General features: G+C 66.7%; 18 protein-coding genes. 12 read left to right on the top strand and 6 right to left on the bottom strand.

What is annotated here, in order from left to right; translation table 11 throughout:
• Positions 1–206: 206 nt before the first annotated feature.
• The 4 genes from LZ604_RS33290 to LZ604_RS33275 form a co-directional block, all read right to left on the bottom strand.
• Positions 207–929 carry a VOC family protein gene (locus LZ604_RS33290; RefSeq protein WP_234519816.1) on the bottom strand — a complete coding sequence of 241 codons (723 nt, stop codon included), beginning with the start codon at positions 927–929 and terminating at the stop codon, positions 207–209.
• Positions 930–983: 54 nt separating this feature from the next.
• Complete coding sequence (locus tag LZ604_RS33285; RefSeq protein WP_234519814.1) at positions 984–2,909, bottom strand: zinc ribbon domain-containing protein; 1,926 nt, start codon at positions 2,907–2,909, stop codon at positions 984–986.
• Between the two features lie 485 nt (positions 2,910–3,394).
• Complete coding sequence (locus LZ604_RS33280; RefSeq protein WP_234519811.1) at positions 3,395–3,622, bottom strand: hypothetical protein; 228 nt, start codon at positions 3,620–3,622, stop codon at positions 3,395–3,397.
• The gene (locus tag LZ604_RS33275) at positions 3,619–3,867 is read right to left on the bottom strand and encodes a hypothetical protein (RefSeq protein WP_234519808.1); all 249 of its coding nucleotides are present in this window, start codon (positions 3,865–3,867) and stop codon (positions 3,619–3,621) included. The genes LZ604_RS33280 and LZ604_RS33275 overlap by 4 nt, the downstream gene beginning before the upstream one ends.
• 850 nt (positions 3,868–4,717) lie before the next feature.
• Here LZ604_RS33275 and LZ604_RS33270 point away from each other — a divergent pair.
• The 5 genes from LZ604_RS33270 (at position 4,718) to LZ604_RS33250 (ending at position 10,099) form a co-directional block, all read left to right on the top strand.
• Positions 4,718–5,071, top strand: coding sequence for a hypothetical protein (locus tag LZ604_RS33270; protein ID WP_234519807.1), 354 nt, complete (start codon positions 4,718–4,720; stop codon positions 5,069–5,071).
• A gap of 140 nt (positions 5,072–5,211) precedes the next feature.
• The gene (locus LZ604_RS33265) at positions 5,212–5,691 is read left to right on the top strand and encodes an HIT family protein (protein WP_234519826.1); all 480 of its coding nucleotides are present in this window, start codon (positions 5,212–5,214) and stop codon (positions 5,689–5,691) included.
• An 87-nt stretch (positions 5,692–5,778) separates the two neighbouring features.
• On the top strand, positions 5,779–6,075 hold the full coding sequence (locus tag LZ604_RS33260) for a hypothetical protein (RefSeq protein ID WP_234519805.1): 297 nt from the start codon (positions 5,779–5,781) through the stop codon (positions 6,073–6,075).
• Positions 6,076–6,140: 65 nt separating this feature from the next.
• Complete coding sequence (locus LZ604_RS33255) at positions 6,141–7,223, top strand: barstar family protein (RefSeq protein ID WP_234519803.1); 1,083 nt, start codon at positions 6,141–6,143, stop codon at positions 7,221–7,223.
• A gap of 908 nt (positions 7,224–8,131) precedes the next feature.
• Positions 8,132–10,099 (top strand): SpoIIE family protein phosphatase, encoded by a 1,968-nt coding sequence (locus tag LZ604_RS33250; RefSeq protein ID WP_234519801.1) that lies wholly within the window; start codon positions 8,132–8,134, stop codon positions 10,097–10,099.
• On the opposite strand, the gene LZ604_RS33245 is transcribed toward LZ604_RS33250, so the two are convergent.
• Positions 10,083–10,382 carry a hypothetical protein gene (locus LZ604_RS33245; protein ID WP_234519800.1) on the bottom strand — a complete coding sequence of 100 codons (300 nt, stop codon included), beginning with the start codon at positions 10,380–10,382 and terminating at the stop codon, positions 10,083–10,085. The two genes, LZ604_RS33250 and LZ604_RS33245, sit on opposite strands and share 17 nt — an antisense overlap.
• A gap of 270 nt (positions 10,383–10,652) precedes the next feature.
• Here LZ604_RS33245 and LZ604_RS33240 point away from each other — a divergent pair, with 270 nt between their 5' ends.
• The 4 genes from LZ604_RS33240 to LZ604_RS33225 all read left to right on the top strand — a co-directional run bounded on the left by LZ604_RS33240 (position 10,653) and on the right by LZ604_RS33225 (position 15,563).
• Positions 10,653–11,081 carry a hypothetical protein gene (locus tag LZ604_RS33240; protein WP_234519799.1) on the top strand — a complete coding sequence of 143 codons (429 nt, stop codon included), beginning with the start codon at positions 10,653–10,655 and terminating at the stop codon, positions 11,079–11,081.
• Between the two features lie 743 nt (positions 11,082–11,824).
• Entirely contained in the window at positions 11,825–13,048 is a 1,224-nt protein-coding gene (locus LZ604_RS33235) for an acetyl-CoA acetyltransferase (RefSeq protein ID WP_234519798.1), read from the top strand.
• Positions 13,049–13,071: 23 nt separating this feature from the next.
• A complete protein-coding gene (locus tag LZ604_RS33230) occupies positions 13,072–14,589 on the top strand; it encodes a carotenoid oxygenase family protein (protein ID WP_234519797.1) in 1,518 nt (505 codons plus the stop codon).
• Between the two features lie 20 nt (positions 14,590–14,609).
• Complete coding sequence (locus tag LZ604_RS33225) at positions 14,610–15,563, top strand: winged helix-turn-helix transcriptional regulator (RefSeq protein WP_234519796.1); 954 nt, start codon at positions 14,610–14,612, stop codon at positions 15,561–15,563.
• Between the two features lie 94 nt (positions 15,564–15,657).
• Here LZ604_RS33225 and LZ604_RS33220 read toward each other — a convergent pair whose 3' ends face one another.
• Entirely contained in the window at positions 15,658–16,179 is a 522-nt protein-coding gene (locus LZ604_RS33220; protein ID WP_234519795.1) for a TetR/AcrR family transcriptional regulator, read from the bottom strand.
• A gap of 814 nt (positions 16,180–16,993) precedes the next feature.
• Here LZ604_RS33220 and LZ604_RS33215 point away from each other — a divergent pair.
• The 3 genes from LZ604_RS33215 to LZ604_RS33205 form a co-directional block, all read left to right on the top strand.
• Positions 16,994–17,929 carry an SCO6745 family protein gene (locus LZ604_RS33215; RefSeq protein WP_234519794.1) on the top strand — a complete coding sequence of 312 codons (936 nt, stop codon included), beginning with the start codon at positions 16,994–16,996 and terminating at the stop codon, positions 17,927–17,929.
• Between the two features lie 165 nt (positions 17,930–18,094).
• A complete protein-coding gene (locus LZ604_RS33210; RefSeq protein WP_234519792.1) occupies positions 18,095–18,814 on the top strand; it encodes a class I SAM-dependent methyltransferase in 720 nt (239 codons plus the stop codon).
• A 460-nt stretch (positions 18,815–19,274) separates the two neighbouring features.
• On the top strand, positions 19,275–19,648 hold a 374-nt coding region (locus LZ604_RS33205), incomplete at its 3' end, for a helix-turn-helix domain-containing protein (RefSeq protein ID WP_234519790.1).

Here is a 19,648-nt window from a genome sequence, read left to right as displayed (position 1 = left end):
GACATCGGCTCGCTCCGCCCGGCCCGCCCCCTGACGATCGATCTTCCGTGCTGGTAGACCACTCCGAACCTTGATCCCTACGCCACGTGGCGGACGCCCTCGACGTACAACTGCCTCGATGGGGCCTCCTGGCTCACGGGCTGGCTTCAACACCCCTCGTGCTGTGTCCGAGGCCCTGTCTTCATGCCTCCACCCCACTCTGTGGCCTATCGGGGGGTCAGCACACAGAACTCGTGACCGTCGGGGTCGGCCATCACCACCCAGTCGACGTCGCCTTGGCCGATGTCGATGCGCGTTGCCCCGAGGGAGACGAGCCGATCGACCTCCGCCTGCTGGTCACTGCCGGCCGGTGGAGCGAGGTCGAAGTGCAACCGTTCCTTCCCCGTCTTCGGCATCAGGGGTGGACCCCCCCAGGTGACCTTCGGACCGCCGTGCGGTGAGCGGATCGCGGTCTCTTGGTCCCGGTCCCAGACCAATGGCCAGCCCAGCGCTCGGCTCCAGAAGTACCCGGCCTCCTGCGAACCATCGCCCGCCAGCGCTCCGATGAATCCGCACTCGGCGAGGAAGCTGTTGCCCGGCTCGATGACACAGAATTCATTGCCCTCGGGGTCGGCGAGCACCACATGCCCCTCCTCCGGGCGTTGACCGATGTCGATGTGTCGGGCGCCGAGTTCGAGCGCCCTCTCCACCACCTGCTTCTGGTCGTCTGGGGACGTGCTCGTCAGATCGAAGTGCATGTGGTTCTGGCCTGTCTTCCGCTCCTGGGTCGAAAGGAAGCGGAGCCGGAACCCGGTCTCGTCGCTGGGCAGCAGCGTGATGCCGTCGGAGGAGTCCTCGGATGTCTCCCAGCAGAGAAAGTCCGCCCAGAAGCGCGCAAGACGAAGCGGGTCGTGCGCATCGAAGCAGAGCGCGTGTAGGCGAGAAGTCATCCGTAGGTCTCCCGGTGGGGGCAGGCGGGTCGTGATGGAGCGTCTCTGATTGGCTTAGGGAACCTCAGTCGGCCGTAGTGGCTGGCTGAGGTTGTTTACCCACCGGGGTGGGCTTGCGTGGGCGTGGAAGTGGAAGCCTGCGCCCAATGCTGCGCCGCGGGGGTTGTGCCTGCGGCGGGTCCCTATGCTGATCGTGTCGTGCACGGCCTGGTTCCGGTCGGCTGCTCGGGGCAGTCGGGTCCGGCCCGTGGGCGCGTTTCCCTCCGGACGCTGGCCGGCAGGGCTGCGGGGCGGCCGTGCCGGGGAGGGTGCCCTGCGTCGCCTGGGCGCGGGGCGTGGGGTCTTGCCCCGGGTCGGCCCGGTCTTCGACCGTTCCTCCCGGGAATTCTTCGGTTCCGTGGTGATGACTGCGGTGGCTTCGAACCGGTCCACCACGGCGGGAATCGCCGTGTGCCGGGTCTTGGTGTCGGTGCGGGTGGTGCTTTGGTGCGCGAGGCCTCGGGCTGCGATCCGCTGCCAGGCCCCGTGGTCGCGATCGCCCTGCCACCGGCAGCCGGGGTTAGGGCACACGGCCCATTTCCAGCCGGGCACGCTCGGCCGGTCAGGGGTCTGGCAGTGGCGTAGGGGCACCAGGCAATGCGGGCAGTGTTTGGAGGTGTTGGCCGCGGGCACTGTCACGAGGGCGATGCCCACCTCGGCGGCGAGGCGCCGCATGTGTTGCACGATCGCCCCGCGGACCTGCTGGGACAGACGCGTGTTGAGGCTGCGGCCCATGCCTTTGGCTTCCATCGACCGCAGGTCTTCGACGTAGATCACGGTGGCGCCGGTGGCGATCGCCTGGTCCACCGCCCAGCGTGCCGCAGCCATCGCCAGCGCGTCGTTGAGGTTTGAGCGCCGCGCGCTCACGCGGCGAAGCTCCTGCGCGAGTACCGTGTGCCGGGCCTCCAGCACCGCATCCGGGGCCTTCTGCAAGCGCTCGCGGCCGTCCGTCAGACGCTCGTACTGGTCGGCCTTCGTGTGCAGTTTCTCCGACAGGCGCCGCAGCCGGTGCTGCTTCGCCAGCACTCCCGCGGCCCGGAACTGCGCACCCGCACCCAGCGCGCGTATCCGCCCATCACCGCCGAGCCGGACCGCGCCCGCCGACAGCAGCGTGTTCAAACCCCAGTCGACACCCAGCGCGACGGTGTGCCCGTCACGGGCTGGCTTCGGCACGGCATGCGTGAATGCGAGGTCCGCGTAAATACGGCCGTCGCCGACGCGGAGAGTGGGTAGGTGCAATGCCCCAGCAGCGGGAACGGTCACCGGGACCCGCATCGGCACAGCGACCCACGACCAGTCCCGGTAGGACTTCGGGTCGGGGCGGACGGGCAGCTGCAGACGCAGCAACGCGGAACGCGGTTTCGACTCATCGCGAGTGATAGTGGCCTGCTGCCCGTCGCAGGCAGCGAGCAGCAGCATCCGCGCCACCCGCGGAACACCCTCCAGCTCAAAGACATCCGTCGGAAGACGGTGCTCAGCCTTGAGGAATGCAAGTATCTGACGCGTTCGGCCTTTGAGCACACTGCCTGGGAGGTCACGACCGCCCTCGATCGCCCCACGGACCGCGGCCCACTCTGCTGCGGTGCGCCGGCCGGGACTTCCCGGCCACGTCTTGAGAATCCCGGCCACAAGGCCGGCACGCCAATGAACCGAGCGCAGGGTCCGGCCGGCCTGCTCCTGGGCCATCCGCACCACACGGTCATTGACCTTGATGCCCTCCGGTGGTGCGGCATTCCAACCCAGGCGCCTGAGCGCCATCCACGCATTCGACGGCAGCGCCCGGCCGGTCACATCAACACCCGACGCCAACTGCGCGACGTCGGCTGCGTTCCAGTGCGCGGTGAGTACCGAAACGACCATGCCGGCTACAAGGTCGGCACACCAGCCGACACGCTCCGCCAAAGCAGCCGCCGGTACGACCTCGCCGGTTTTCTCCTCCACAGCCGAACGCAGCAAAACCCGGGCGCACGCCGTCCGGGACGTCTCACCCTGCGCGAGTGGAAGCTTCCGACTCACCGGCCACCGCCAGCAGCAGGGCACAGCCCGGGGAACACAGGCAGAAACCCGAAGGCATCCACCCAGTAAAACCCGCACGACCAGCCCACAGAAAACCCCACCCGACGAAAGGAAAGACTCCCCAAACAGTACCCAGACAGTGCAGAACCGCTACCACCCAAACTACACAAACACAAGGATCGCTAGGGAAGTTGCTGAGCCTGCCCAGCCGGTCAACTGCCTAACGCCCGTGCTCGTCCACTGTCGAGCACGGTCGTGCGGGTGCTGTGCGTTCCTCTTGCCGATGTACTTGTGCTGCACGATGACCCAGTCGGTGTCGACAGCGCTCTTCACCGCTTGGGTGCCGGTACGCACCCATGTGTCACCTAGTTTGACCCCCGGCATGTCCCGCACCTCCCAGCGGATGGTCTTCAGGCCGTCCGCGGGTCGAAGCGGCCGCCCTTCCCGAGCTTCCGAGCGATCTTGTTCTGCCAGTCGTTCAGCTCGGTCACATGGTCCGGGTGGTGTTCCAGCCACTGCGTGATGGGCTTGTCGACCGCTTCAGCGGCGACGTCCTTGCTGGCCCATCGGATCGCGATGCCCCGCTTGTTCTTCGGGTCCAGCGCCTTCGCCGCCATATGGGCGCCCGACTTGTTCACGCGCTCGCCGAGGGTTTGAGCGCCTTCGCGCCGGCACCGGCCAGACCTCCGGGACGCTCTTCATCGCTGCCACGCCCGTTCACCACTGGATGGCAGTGCTCTTCCCGGTAGACGCCGTCGGCGTCGACACCACAGCCCCACTCTCCAAAGCCCGTGTTCGCCAGCTCCATGTTGACGACGAACCACTCCTTCGTCTTCAGCGGCCGGGTGCGGCCGACAAGGGGCGGCCAGGTGGAACGCTGCACGGACAACCCCCATCGTGCCTGCTGAGCCCGCCCGTTACGTCCTGGCAGGGCAGTCCGGACCTGCGGCAGCCGCATTGCGCGCCTTACTTGATACGAACGTAGTGTCTCGGCGAGGCAGTAAAAAGTGTGGTGCCTCGTTGGCCACCTTGCTCCACAGTTCCGGCCGAGCCTCGACCCGGATGCTGTCGGATGTGTTTATCAGGGTTCGGGGACGGGGTTTCTCCCGCGGGAGCCCGCACACGGCCCGCGCGTTACACATCGGGGCTGGGTAGGTGACGCTGCACCTGACTGGTCACGTTCTGGCGTACGCCGACAGGCAGGGCAACGATGCCGCCGGCGTCGTTCGCCTGCCGTGATTCCGGGCGCTCGGGGTGTGCAGCCGAAAGTGCTCAGCTCGCGGCGGAGCCGCTGGAAACCGTCGTCCTTGGCGGCCAGGGCGGACGGAAGGAGGCAATGGCATTCCCTTGAGTCGTTGAACTCCCTGTGCTGATCAGGCGGGTTCGTTGGTGAGCCGCTGACTGAGATGGCGCAACCGGGCGATGCGGGCCTCGCGCGGATCGGCTTGCCGGCCCGCCGCCTCAGAGGGCTGCTCGCCGCTTCTCCAACTCATCTGTGGGATGGACCCCAGGCAGGACGCCCCGAAGCCGATGCAGGGCTTCGCCGGCGTCCTCCGCCAGGGCCTCAACGCCGTGGCCTCCGGCCTCACCTGTTCTGGAGTTCCGGCGTCGTGGAGGGACACGTGAACCGCATGAAAACCCTGAAGAGAGCATCTATGCCCAGGCCTCGTTCGACCTCCTCCGGATCCGCATCCTCACTCAGCCAAGACACGGCATACCCGATACTTACGCAGGTGAGCACACCGACCAGCGATGACAGCGACCAGCGTCTCGATGCCGCCCTGGCCGACATGGCCAACAACGTCTGCGGCATCCTCAAAGGGGGCATCGATCCCGCCGAGGTGGCATCCCGCTTGGGCTCACTTGGCTGGAGGACACGGTCGGCCTCCTGGTGCTCCTACGAAACCGAAACCGCTTGGTGCCGCATCGAAATCGATCAGACCGACGACGGAACAACCCTGATCAATGGCGTGATCGACCCTCAGCGGATCGACGACCTGACGAAGCTCTTTGCCGGACTCGGGTGGCACTACGACCTCGAACTGTTCGACGAGAACGACAACGCCGTCGAAGAGCGACACCACTGACCGATGGCATGACCAAGCCGCGGGCAGAGACTTGAAAATGGCCGAGGTCGCTCCTCGCCTCGCTTGGTTGGGCCTTGAAGTGAGTGGAGAGCGTGCGCAACGAAGAGCTGGCCTTGATCACCTGCCGGTACGTTCGGGCCATGACCGATGATTGGCGGACAGATCGGATCGGGGCCGCTCTGCGGGGCGAAAACCCCACCGTGCTGCGGCGGCTTGAGGCGGGATTCGCGGTGATCGGCGACGTGCAGTTCCTGCCTGGGTACTCGGTTCTCCTCGTGGACGAACCGGGTGTTCAACGACTGTCGGACTTGCCGAGGGCCAAGCGGCCGTCGTTTCTTTCCGACATGGACAAACTCGGAGAGGCGGTTGAAAGAGCCTGTTGGCGGCTGGACCCTGATTTTCGGCGGGTCAACCTGGAGATCCTGGGTAACACGGACCGGTTCTTGCATGCTCATGTCTGGCCGCGTTTCGAGTGGGAGTCGGCCGAGCTGGTGGGCAAGCCTGTGTGGCTGTATCCGCCTGACCGCTGGACGGATGAGCGGTTCAGGCTCGGCCCGCAGCATGATCTACTGCGGGATGCGATCGGGAGCGAACTGGATCGGTTGCGCCCGACGGCCTGACGGCGTGGGTCCTCCGACCGTCAGGTCGGCGGGCCCGGTGATCAGTGACGGTCAGTGGACGACGGTCACGGAGTCCTTCGCAGCGGAATGATGTCGCGGCTGGTGGTGACGGAAGGCCGGGCGGCTGCGGGGCTGCAAAGTCGACCGGTTCCGGTACGTGGCCCCCTGGCTCCGCGCCGTCCTCGCCGTGGCCGGGTTCTCCCTTGTCGCGCTGATGGCAAGGGCCGCTGCGAGGTCATCCTGCAGGCGCTGCACCAGCTGCTCACCGGGGTGCCCAAGTTGCAGGTCAGCGTCGACACCTCCAGCGGCGTGTCCGCCGTCGTCGACCGGCCGGTGCGCACGTACATCGCTTGGGTACGGGTGGTCAATGACGCGCTGCCTTGAGGCATCGCGACCGACTACGGGGAAATGGGTTCGCTGCGGGAACCTGGTCCCGACATGATCTCACCGTGCACGAGGACGAAAACCATCGCCGGCGGACGCGGTACACGCTGACTGAGACGGAGCACAGCCATGCCTGGGGCGTCTGCGCCGAGGTGGAGGGGCTGTTCGGGGAACCCCGGCGTGGGACCTACGAGCTGGTCGGCTGGGTACCACAAGCAGACGTACGCGGCTGGGTCGGCAATCGAGTATGGCTGGTGCCGGACGATGAGACACTCGACCCCTGGCTACTGGAGGACGCGGAGAGCCTAGGTCAGATCTGCGGGACGGACAGTCTCGTGGTCACCGGCCTGGACGACTACGAAGGCCCGCCCGAGGGACACAGGGGCCGCGTTCGCGTACACGATGGGCAGCGGTGGCTGGGCTCCTGCCGGGAATTCGCCCGCGTCCTGCCGGCCGAACAGGCGGCGCCCCCGCTCGTCCTGCGGGGGCTTGCTCAAAGTGATCAGCTGAGGGCAGCACTGATGAAGGGCACCCGGCAGGCGCTGAACCTGGAGCAGGCCGCCCTGGAGGTACAAGACGACCAAGGCGAGCCGCTCGCCGAACGCCTGCTCTGGACGAGAGTCAGCGCCTGGCGCCCCTCCTCCTACGGGTCGGACCTGATCGACCTGGAGCTCGACGGTGAGCTCTTCACACCCGTTCCCGAATACGCCCGGCCCGTCTGGGAGCGGTGGCTCGCCGGGCCGCCGGATGTCCAGGATGCCTGGGCTGGCCTCGACACCCGGCGCCGCGGGGCCTGGCTCGACCTCGTCCGAGAGCGGGCCTGCCGGCGTCCCCGCTGTGACCGGCCAGCCGGTCACGCCTACGAACTCGACGGCCGACACATCACCGACGAACCGGGCCTCTACCTCGCGCTCGGCGAGGCGGTGAACGGGCCAGGCGGCTATTTCGGCGGCTGTCTGGCCGCCCTAGACGACTGCCTGCGCGGCACATTCGGCTTTACCGCCCCTGCAACTCTGCATTGGCGGGATGCCGCGACCGCACGCGAGCACCTGTCCCACGCCCTCACACCGGACGGACAGCCCTACGACCTGTTCTGCGTGGTCCTCGATGTCCTGTCCCAAGGCGGCATGCACGTCACCCTGGCGTGAGCTGCGGACCGACCGCCGAGTATAGACCTCGCCTTCTGGGCCGGGGTCGCCGCCGACAGGTGATGATCGCACTCGACCTGCGGGGAATGGGCTGGATCGATCGTGGCCGCGACGACAACTGCCGCTGCAGCTTGACGCGAGACAGCAACTGGGCCCAGCCACCCGCGTCGCGTCAGCTGCTCGGGCGACGCCGCCGGACGGTGCACGGCCATGTCGTACAGGGGCGACCAGTGCGGCCCGCGGTGCGCAGCCGTGCGGTGAGGACGCGGGCGGCGATGGCTGATACCCAGGCAGTGCGCGGCGAGCGGTGGCGGCCGCTGCCCTGGGAACCGTGGCCCCCGGGGCCGCCGATCACCACCCGGGCCGCGCCGTCGGCGCACACTCCTGCTTCGCGACTAACCGCGCGACATGCCCTGAGGCGTAGGCGAGATCCAGCCATCTCTCTTCGAGTGAGGACGACTCACGTCCTCGCTTGGGACACAGCTAACCCACAGAAACTCCAAACGGTGTCAGGTAGTCAGGGCTTCGAATGTCGCTGATTCGATAGAAAGAGGTTTCAGGCCAGGGTCCTCAAACCGCCGAACCACACCCGTCACGGATCCCGGTATGTGCAACCGGAGCCTCGGGCGGCAACCGGGAGGTAGTATGCCAACACGGGCAGTCACCACGGGCAGTCACCACGGGCAGTCACCTGTGATCAGGATGGTTTCCCGGTTCTATACCCGGCCGGATTCCGACGATCACGAAGGACATGGCACTCAGCGACCGTGTCCCCGAACCGCCTCCGCTAAGTTTCCTGCCGTCGTCACTCGCCGCAGACGCTCAGGCACCCGCTTTATTGAGATATCACAGCAAAATGCGCGAATATAGCTGAAGAGGCTGTTTTGGTGTGCGCCAGGGAGCCGCAGATGGACGCCTTGGACGACCTTCATCGAAGCGCTTGCCCGTCGGCTCTTCTGACGCTGGACAGTGCCGTGCGCGACCTCAACGCTGCTATGGCCACGGCGCTGGGCAGACCTGCGGAGCAGTGCCTGGGGCGTGACTTCGGTGATCTGTGGCCTGCAAGCCAGCGGATGTCGGCCGAAAATCTGGTCGCCCACGCCGCCAGGGCGGATGCGGTCGCGATGCGGGAGCTGGAGTTTCCCGGGCGAGATGGAGTACCTATTGCCTGTTTGCTTGAGGCGCGACGAGTGAAAGATCCCGCCGGTGACAAGCAGCTGATATGGGTGCGCGTCCTGGATGCACGAAACGACCTGGCCAGCTTGCTGATACCGTTCCGGCTGGCCACCGCGGCCGCCGGCCTTGGCTTGTGGATGTATTCACCCCATAAAGACCAGATGGAGTGGCTCGGTGGCCTCCCCAGCCTGGTCGCGCTCTTCCCCGATCCAACTGCGCCGATGTCCAGAGTGATCTCGGCTGTGCACCCCGACGACAGGGAGGCCTTCTGGCAGCTCCTGCACTCGGCCTCCTTCCAGCAGTCCCCCTGGGTGAGGCTGCGGTACCACACCTCGCACGGCGGCTGGCGCCGGCTGACCGTTCAAGTCCGTCGGCTCCAGCTGGGCTTTGACGGCCCCGAACGGATCTTCGTGGTGGTCCGCGACGACACCACTCAGGAAAAGCGCAAGCAGAAGGCGCAGGCCGCGCTGACTGCCGAACGACAGCGCGCCAAGGACACCGCCGACTTCTCCTCCGCCTTGATCACCGCAGCCTCGGAGCAGGAACTGCAGCAGGTCGTCCTGACCCGGCTTGCCGCGACCTTCGGCGCCAGCGGCGCCGTGCTCGCACTCGTCGACGACAGCCGCCTGTGCATCTCCACCGATGCCAGGGTGGACATGCGCGAGGTCGCGGCCCTGCACGGCCTGCGGCTGGACCAGCCGACCCCGCTGTCCGAGGCGATCCGTACCGGCAAGCCGCAGTTCATCACCGACCGGGAGGACTTCACCCGCCGCTGGCCGCACGCCCCACTTCTGCGGTTCCTCCGGCTCGGCTCCGACTACGCCATCTCGATCACCCCGCTCAGCGAACCCGGCGATCAGCCACTCGGGGCCTGGGCGCTGCTCTACCATCGCGGATACCTGTCGCCCCTGGATGAGCGGACCCTTGTGGGCACGCTGGCCGACCTAGCCGGCCAGGCACTCAAGCGGATCAGGTTGCAACAGGCACACGTCGAGCTGGCCACGGCGCTGCAGCAGACCATGCTCCCCGCGCTGCCCGAGCACCTCCCGGGTCTGGAGGTCGCCGCCCGCTACCGCCCCAGCCGGGACGGGCTGGACATCGGCGGAGACTGGTACGACGCCTTCATAATGCCCGACGGCGCGATCGCCCTGGAGATCGGCGACGTCCAGGGGCACGACGTCGACGCCGCCGCCGTCATGGGACAGGTCCGCTTGTCCCTACGCGCGATCGCCGCCCAGGAACCGGATCCCGGAACCGTGCTGACCCGCACCAACGAGCTACTCGTCACGACCGCTCCCGCACGATTCGCCAGCTGCACCATGCTGCACATCGACCCGTACAACGGACAGGTCACCGGCACCAGCGCCGGCCACGTGCCACTGCTGTGCGCACACAGCGACGGAAGCCACAAGGTCCGCGAGCTGCCGGGCGGCCCGGTCCTGGGCGTCCTGCCCGGCACCGAATACCGCAACGAGGTCTTCACCCTGGACGACGACAGCGCGCTGGTCATGGTCACCGACGGCGTGGTCGAAGGACCAGGCCTGACGCTGGACGCCGGACTGGAACGAGCCGGAACACTAGCCGCCCAAGCCGTCCACGACGGACTGAACGCCGAAGAGACCGCTGACCGCATCCTGGACGCCGCGATCGCGGTCGACCACCTCGACGACGTGGCCGTGCTGGTCATTCGACGCGCATAACGACCTCCCGCAGCAGGTCGGCGACGGTGTCGACACCGACGCGGTGCCCGGCCCGGGGCAGCTCCCGCGCAAGCGAAAAGGGTTTTGACTTCAGGAGGAGCTTGGCCAGGTCGGGCGAGGCTTGCGGCAGTTCGAGGGGCTGGCCGGCCAGCGCACACGGCGGGAGGCTGTCCCACGACATGTAGGCGATGCAGTGCTTCTTGTTGCCCTGCCGTTGGCGAACGTGAATTTGCACACTGTCCGGAATGCGGTTCGCTGGGCAGATGACCGCCCATGACACCACGTCAACTAGGTTGAAGCTCGAAGTAGTTGGGGGGTCCTTCGCAGGTACCTTACATATGCTTCACTTATGCACCTCGTCGAGGACGATCAAGTCCCCGCCGTTTCGGCCTCACGGCGCGAACCACTCGACACGGGGTACCCATGCGACACATCGTGGAGATCACGTAAGATCCAGTCTCAAAACGATCAACTGTCGTAGTTGCCCACCAAGTTGGAGTTACCTCCACACACCAGACCAAGGGTGACCACGCAGGGGGAAGGAAGATAACCAATGAAGCCGACGAGTCTGCGGCACCGCCTCGCCGGGACCGCGCTCACCGCCCTTGTGGTCGGGGCAGGCGCCCTGGCGACCGCGCCTTCGGCAGCGGCGAAGGCAAACGAGCTGACCATCAACAGCGTGTCGTTGCACGACGCGAACGTGCAGGTTCAGGTCACCTACTCCTGTGACCCCGGTCTGGGGCAAGAACTCGTGGCCAACGCGACCACGCTCGACTCGGACAGCCCCGACGGCGGCGCCGCCGCGGGCATCGTCAAGAATGACAAGCTGGTCTGCGACTACAGCAACCACATCGCGAACGTGACCCTGCACACGGCGTACGGTACGCACTTCGCAAAGGGAGACAAGGTCAAGGTCGCGGTCTACTACTTCGACAACGACGGGTACGTCTCCGCCAACCAGACGACCGTCAGCGTTCTGTAGGCCGGCTCGCGCACCGGGAAGGCAGCGCCTCCGCACCCCGGCACGGACCGCTGACTTCTTAGCAACTGGGGCGGCACGCCGAGTGGCGTGCCGCCCCTGACCTCGGTAGTCATGTGGCAAGGGCCAGGTTATGCATGCGGCCGACGACCTGCGGCGCGGGACGATCGGGCCGGTGTCGATGCAGGGCGGCATCGCCGAGCACCGCCGCCCTCTCGAAATCCCACGCCAGGCCTGAGTCCCGCCAAGCCCTCTCGTCCGCAGGGGTGACGCACACGGGACGGGCCGCCGCCACCGTCAAGCGGGTCTCTGCACCTACCCAGAGCTGCACGTTCGGCGAGAAGCGGTAGCAGTGGGCCGAGTCTTCGGATCACCCCGGCACACGGTCGCCGCACAGACACCGAACAGCGGGGCGAGATGCCGCATGGTCGGGATCCTGCGATACCGGATTCGGCCACCGGCAGCACCCGCTCGGGCATCGTCCTGGAACGCAGACAGGACATCCAAAAACGACGGGACGTCCCGCGAGGTGACCGTCAAGGTCGTCATCTACGCCGGCTGGCTGTTTCAGCGAGCTGTGGTCCAGTGCTGAACATGACGGGGCTCCTCATGCCGCAAGAACGTAGCGTGCTTCACCAGCGAGAGTTACTCTGCTAGTTGTAGTGCTCCTCTCCAGCTTCAACAACCGTCCGTCCCAGGGACGTTGCGCCGGAACAGATGGTCCGCCAAGACACAAAGGAGCCACCATGACCGGCACCGGCATATGGGTACTCGGTGGTTACCAAAGCGATTTCGCACGCAACCTGGGGCGTGAGGGCAAGGGCATGGCGGACCTCACCCGCGAGATCGTCGACGGGACCCTCGAAGCCGCGGGGATGACGGGGGCGCAGATGGGTGTCGTCCACGTCGGCAACGCCTTCGGTGAACTCTTCGCCCAGCAGAGTCATTTGGGTGCCATGCCCGCAACGGTTCGCGAGGACCTCTGGGGGATACCCGCCTCACGACACGAGGCCGCCTGCGCCTCCGGCAGCATCGCCGTGCTCTCGGCCATGGCCGACCGTGCGGGCTTCTACGACACCGCCCTCGTCGTCGGAGTGGAACTGGAGAAGACAGTGCCCGGCGACACCGCCGCCGAACTGCTGGGTACCGCTGCCTGGACAGGACACGAGGGCGGTGAGGCCCGCTTCATGTGGCCCTATATGTTCAGCAAGGTGGCGGACGCCTACGCCGACCGCTACGGACTGGACGAGACCCACCTGCGCGCAATCGCCACGCTCAACTTCGCCAACGCCCGGCGCAACCCCAACGCTCAGACTCGCGCCTGGGACATCCCGCCACTCGCCGGTGAGACCGACGATGCGAGCAATCCGCCGGTCGACGGCCGGATACGCCGTTTCGACTGCAGCCAGATCACCGACGGAGGCGCGGGAGTCGTCCTGATCACGGATGACTACCTGAGGCGACACCCACAGCTACGGCCGTGGGCGCGCGTTCTGGGCTGGGGTCACCGCACGGTCGGGCTGTCGCTGGAGCAGAAGCTTCGCCGCTCCGAAGAGGGTCCCTACATCCTGCCGCACCTGCACCAGGCGGTCCAGGATGCCTTCGAACGGGCGAGGCTCGGTCTCGACCAGCTGCACGGGCTGGAGACACACGACTGCTTCACGCCCAGCGAGTACCTGACCATCGACCACATCGGCCTGACCGAGCCGGGCCAGTCATGGAAAGCGATCGAGAACGGCGAGATCGAGATAGGCGGGCGGCTGCCCATCAACCCCAGTGGCGGCCTGATCGGCGGCGGCCACCCGGTGGGTGCCTCCGGCATCCGCATGCTCCTGGACGCCGCCCGCCAGGTCGCCGGCACCGCCGGTGAGTACCAGGTCGAGGGGGCTCGCACCTTCGGCACGCTCAATTTCGGTGGCAGCACGGCCACCACCGTGAGCCTGATCGTCGGCTCCGTCCCGGCAGCCTGAAAGAGACAGGGAGTCACATCGTCATGGATGTCGAGATCGTCGGACGGTTGCTGTCCACCCTTCCCGCGGACGACGATCACCCCTACCGCACCGGCCCCTGGCGACCGCAGACGACCGAGTGGCTCGCCGACGATCCGGAGGTCGTAGAGGGTGAGGTGCCGTCCGACCTGGACGGTGTCTATCTACGCAACACCGAGAACCCCGTGCACCCTGCGGTGAGGTACTACCACCCCTTCGACGGGGACGGCATGGTGCATGTAGTCGGGTTTCGTGACGGCAAGGCGTTCTACCGCAATCGGTTCGTGCGCACCGACGGTCTGATGGCCGAGATCAAGGCCAAGTCCGCCCAGTGGGCCGGCATCGCGGAAATGCCGGACTGGGCTCCCCGCAAGGACGGCTGGGGCGCGCGGGGCCGGATGAAGGACTCCTCGAGCACCGACGTCATCGTCCACCGCGGCATGGCTCTGACCAGCTTCTATCAGTGCGGTGACCTCTACCGCATCGACCCGTTCAGCGCGGAAACCCGGGGCAAGGAGACCTGGGGCGGCGCCTTCCCCACCGAGTGGGGCGTGTCGGCCCACCCGAAGGTCGACGACGCCACGGGTGAGCTGCTGTTCTTCAACTACAGCAAGCAGGCGCCGTACATGCACTACGGCGTGGTCGACGCCGACAACCGGCTGGTGCGCTACGTGGACGTGCCGTTGCCCGGGCCGCGGCTGCCGCACGACATGGCATTCACCGAGAACTACGCCATCCTCAACGACTTCCCGCTCTTCTGGCGGCCCGACTTCCTGACCCAGGGCGTTCACCTCCCCCACTGGCACCGCGACATGCCGTCCCGCTTCGCGGTCGTCCCGCGGCAGGGCGGAAGGGACCAGATCCGCTGGTTCGAGGCCGAGTCGACATATGTACTGCATTTCACGAATGCCTACGAGGACGGCGACGAGATCGTCCTCGACGGGTTCTTCCAGGGCGACCCGGCACCAGCCGACAACGGCATGGGCAACAAGTGGCAGCGGGCCTTCCGGTTCCTGGCCCTGGACCGTATGCAGACCCGGCTGCACCGTTGGCGCCTGAACCTGGTGACCGGTCAGGTGAGGGAGGAACAGCTGAGCGATCTCATCAGCGAGTTCGGCATGATCAACTCCCGTCACGCCGGACGGTCCTACCGCTACGTCTGGGCTGCCACCGGCAAGCCGTCGTGGTTCCTCCTCGACGGCCTGGTACGGCACGACCTGCTGACCGGCGCGGAAGAACGCATCGTCTTCGGCGAAGGCGTGTACGGCAGTGAGACAGCAATGGCGCCCCGGGTCGGCTCCACCGGCGAGGACGACGGCTACCTGATCACCCTGACGACCGACATGAACGCCGACGCCTCGTACTGCCTGGTGCTGGACGCCGCCCGCATCGCAGACGGACCGGTGTGCAAGCTCAAGCTGCCCGAGCGGATCTCCAGCGGCACCCACTCCACCTGGGCGGACGGGACCGAATTGCGCCGGTGGCACACTGCAGACACGGCCGCGCAAGCAATCGATCTGTAGCCGATACGAAAAGAGCACACATGAACTCCGAGCAGCCCACCCTCCTCGAGGCCGGCGCTCCCAACGCCATCGGCAAGACACTGGGGCTGCTCGGTGACGAATGGACCCTGCTGCTCGTCCAGCAGGCCATTCTGGGCCTCACCCGCTACGGCCAGTTCAAGGCCGCCCTGCCCATCAGCAACGCCGTACTCACCTCGCGCCTTGGCATACTGACAAAGGAGGGCCTCCTCGAACGGAACATATACCGGACCAACCCTCTGCGAGCCGAGTACCTCCTCACCCCGCGCAGCCGCTCCCTCTGGCCGGTTCTGCTGGCCATCTGGGACTGGGAACGGCAGTGGGTCGCCGCGCACACCACCCCGCTCCCCCGGATGATGCACACCGAGTGCTCCCAGGAGTTCGCGCCGGTTCTTTCATGCGGCGCGTGCACCAGGCCCACCGCTGCCCGTGACATCGACGCGGTCTGGGGTCCCAGCGGCTCCTGGAAGCGGTCGGTGCCGACGGCGTCGACCCGGCGGCGCTGGGAGTCCGATCAGGCTCGCGGCCAGGCCGGCATGTTCCCCGAGACCATGGCCATTTTGGGCAACCGCTGGTCCTTGGCCCTCATCGGTGCCGCGTTTCGTGGCGTCACCCGCTTCGCGGACTTCGAACGGACGCTCAGCGCTCCCCCGGCCCTCATCGCCGACCGCATCAAGGCCTTCATGGCCATTGAAGTGCTGGAGGCCACACGCAACGCCGTGCGGCCCGACTGGGCCGAGTACCGCCTGACGGAGAAGGGGCGAGCCTTCTTCCCGGTCATCGCCACGGCACTGCACTGGGGGCAAACCTGGTTCCTCGCTACCGAAGGACCCGCGCTGATCGAGACGCACCGCTTCTGCTCGACCGTTTTCGTGCCGGAACTGCGCTGCGACCGGTGCACCAAGCTCCTGCACCGCCGCGCCATCCTGGTATCCCCGAGCGCCACAGAATCCTGACTCTCACTCGAAGGACGATCAGCATCGTGACCGTCTCTACACGGGCATGCGGAAGGTCAAGCGCGGCAGCATACGTAACCAACCATGTCCTCGATCATGATGACCGTGCGCCCCTGGAACAGGTCGAGGGTGGCGCCGGCGAGCAGCCCGGCGCCGCCGTCGCCTCGGGGCCCAGCACGTCGCCAAGTACCCGGTGGTCCCGCCGCGCCGCTCCTTCGGCCCGGCGCAGGGTCTCCCGCAGCCGCGGGTCGGTGCGTGCCACCGCCCACAGCTCCAACTCCGCCGCGTACGACAGGCTGCGCAAGACGGCCCCGAAGACCCTCAGCGAACGCCCCCATCGGTCCCCGTCCCGGGCCTGCGCCACGGAGGTCATCTCCTTGCGCACCACCTCCTCGTTGTGCTCCACCAGCCGCGTGATCGCCGCTCCCAGCAGCTCCTCGTGCGTCGGGAAGTGGTGCAGCAACGCGCCCCGGCTCACGCCCGCCCGCCGCTGCACCTGCAGAGTCGTGGTCGCAGCGACCCCGCTCTCGATCAGCGACTCGACAGCCGCTTCGGTGATGCGAGCCCGGGTCACCCGACGCTGTTCCGCTCGGCCGGCAATGACGTTCCATTCCATTCACCGTCACCTCTGACTGCGAGGATCGTGTCACGGTCGGTGAAGACGTCGGGCTTCGCCGCCTCATCCCCTCCTCTGGCGTGCAGTTGATTCGACGGCGTGGCCTGAAGGCAGCACGCGATCCGAGGTGGGTGTGGCGTGCATCGGCTGCGGCAATGACCAGCACGAGGGCTCGATCGACGTCTTCCACGCGCGGTTTCCCCGGCCGTCGATGTCGCCCGGTCAGCGGACCCGGGGCAGCACATCTTCCCGATGTGCGACGGGAAGTTCCACTGGGGCAAGGTGACGCGAAAGGACACGCTGGTTGCCGTGTCCGACGCCCACCACGAGGACATCCCGACAGGACGGACCGCCAGGACCACGTACCACCTTGTCCCGATCCGCACCCTCGAGTCAGCCGTCACACCGTCCCGGACGGACGACGCGGTGGACGCGCAGGCCGCTGTCGCCTCTCCGGAGAACGAGACGGGACTCGATCCGGCCAAGGCGGGCGCCGTGGACACCGTCGAAGCCCCTTCGTCTACGGCTGCGGCGGTAGCGGGGAACAGGGCGTACGAGGCACGTTCACCACCTGGGAACCGGAAAGAAGCACTCGACCGTATCGGCCAAGCAGCCGAAGCACGCTCGGCCGGTGCGTCGGCCGACCCCGGACCTCCCCGGAAACGGAGATCGGTGCCATGGCCGTTTCCATGGGCCTTGGTCCGGCTGAGGACACCCCTGGACGCCATCGACGCGAAGCCAGATCATGCGGATCGGGCATCGCCTGATGCCTTGAACAGCCAACGACGGGAACAGTGGCGGGAGGCGTGCGCCGATGGGCTCTGAGCTGGACTTCGGTCAGGAACCCGAGGACAAGTGGTGTGAGATCAGCCGACGGAACGCGAGGTCTGTGCAGACCACTGTGGGTTGGATCTTCTGGGACCCGGGTGCGGTGGCGCGCTATGAAGCACGGGGGCTGGAAGGAGTTCTGGCAGGACCACTCGGGTATATCGCATCCCGAGGCGCGCCGCTCGCCCCCGCGGGAGCCGAGGCACTCATTGCGGCATTCGGCACCATCAGCGCTGCAGGGATCCGGCTGACTTTCGACCTGCTGAAAGGTCCGGACGCCTTCCTTGATTTCTGGAATTTACGCGACGAGGCAGTTCAGGAGGGACTGCGCCGCCATGCGCCCGGGATCGTCGATCCGCTGTGTGAGATGGCACCTGCGCTGTGGTCGGTGATCGGCCGGCTTCCGCTGCTGGGGCGTGCCCTGTTTGCGGCGACCCTCTCCATGCCTCGTCCGCAGTCCCCTCTTCTGTCCGGCTGGCACGCTGTCAACCTGCTGCGAGAGTGGCGGGGAGACACGCACTGGGCTCTGGTGGCGGCGGCCGGTCTGACTTCATCGGAGGCGTCCATCCTCCATAACGAGTGGCTGGGCTACAAGGATGACTGGCTGAGCAAATCCCGAGGGCACACCGAGGACGAGATCGACGCGGGCTGGGAGTCACTGACGCGGAAGGGACTGGCGGCGGACAGACGGGTACTTCTGGAGGGTCTGCGCCTTCGCCAACGCATCGAGAATCTCACCGATGAGCGGACCGCCCTTCCCTGGCAGCTCCTCGGCCATCGCGCAGCACAGGAGTTTGCGGAACGGCTCGAGCCTCCCTGCGAGCTTCTGCTCTCGCGGGTGGATCAGACGGCAGGACCCCAGTACCAGCCGGCCTCACGCCGGCGCGAGCGGTACCAGGATATCCAGGACAATCAGGAATAGCTCCAGGCCGAGCCCGGCGAGCCAGGATACGCGGGGCACCTTCGGCCCCCCGCGACCCCGGTAGAGCCGCCTCGTGGACCATGTGACGCACGGACGGAACGCCACAAAAGAGAAGGTGTTTTGCACCTCTCGCATGGAAGGGACGTGCTCTTCTAGCGTGGAGGTGTGGCCGGCAACGGGAAGATGAATGAACGTAGGGCGCGGGTCTGGGAAGTACGCCGTCGGCTTACACAGGACGGCCCTCCGCGGACGCGGCCCCGTGAAGGGGACTTTGAGACCGTCACGGTTCCCGAACGTGTTTGCGACCAACTGCGCGACCTACTGATCTCCGAGGGCGCGCAGACGGTCGTCGAGGTCGGTCTCGCGTACGCCAGTTCCGCGCTTGCCATCGGTGAAGCGCTGATTACCGTCAATCCGCCGAGTCCCCGGCATGTCATCATCGACCCGTTTCAGGAACGGGACTGGTCAAACGCCGGCTGGGATCTGCTGTGCTCTGCCGGACTGGACTCGATCGCCTCGCTGATGCGCGCTTCCTCATCGATCGCGCTCCCGCAACTCCTCGCCGAGGGTCTCGTCGCCGACGCGGCGTTCGTGGACGGCAGCCACCGGTTCCACGAAGTCTTCGTCGATCTCTACTTCCTGCGAAAGATCGTTCGACCTGGCGGGTTGATCGTGATCGACGACGACTGTACACCGTCAGTGCGGACCGCCGTGCACTACTACGAGCAGAACCTGGGGTGGACGGAGATTGCCGACACCTTCCCCAGCGAAGCCGCGCCAACGGCCGGCGCCGGGTCTCGGGGCGCATCAAGGACTCGCTGCAAGGCTCTTCGTTTGCCCGATCCCTCGTTCGAGCCGTCCTTCGAGGAGTTCCGTACCTTCTGAGAGAACCTCAAGAGACGAAGCAGCCGATGAATATGCTCGTCGTATCGACTAACGGCCGCGGTGTTCTGGCGGAGCATCACCCTTTCGAGGGAAATCGGGATACGTACTCCGGTCGGTACACGGCCTCTGGAGCCCAAAAAGGTCGCGAAGCAGTGGCGGCGGATATTCGACAACAATGTCCTGCCGGCCGTCCTGCTCACCGAGGCATTGCTGCCGCGCCGCGCACCACCGGCGCTCTGCGGGGCAACGGGGCCTACGGAGCCGCCAAGGCCGCCCTGATGGCTTGGAATCACACGCTCGCACAGCAGTTGGGACCGCACGGTGCGACAGCCAGAAGTGCGCGTGGAGGTTGTAAGCGACGTGGCGACCGGCGCGGATATCGGGGTTTGATTCCCAACGCGGTGACATACACCAAGGGTAGTATGATCACGCGAACCGGTATGAAAGGGGGGTGGGCCGGATGATCCGTGCGTACAAGTTCCTTATGCGGCCTACCGTGGGCCAGGCGGCAGCGCTCGGTGAGATGCTGCGGGATCACTGCTCCCTCTACAACGGGGCCTTGCAGGAACGCCGCGACGCCTACCGGCACACCTCGAAGACCAGCATCAAATACGGGCAGCAGTCCGCGCAGCTCAAGGACATCCGGGCCTTCGACCCCGAGCGTCAGGGACGCTGGTCGTTCTCCTCGCAGCAGGCGACCTTGCGCCGCCTGGACAAGGCGTTCCAGGCGTTCTTCCGGCGCGTGAAGGCCGGGGAGAAACCCGGATACCCCAGGTTCCGGGGCGCGATGTGGTTCGACACCGTGGACTTCCCCAAGGACGGCGACGGCTGCCG

It is taken from the genome of Streptomyces glomeratus (assembly GCF_021462825.1).
Taxonomy (GTDB): domain Bacteria; phylum Actinomycetota; class Actinomycetes; order Streptomycetales; family Streptomycetaceae; genus Streptomyces; species Streptomyces glomeratus.
Note: the sequence above shows the minus strand (reverse complement) of the source record. Positions and strands in the feature narration are given on the sequence as shown.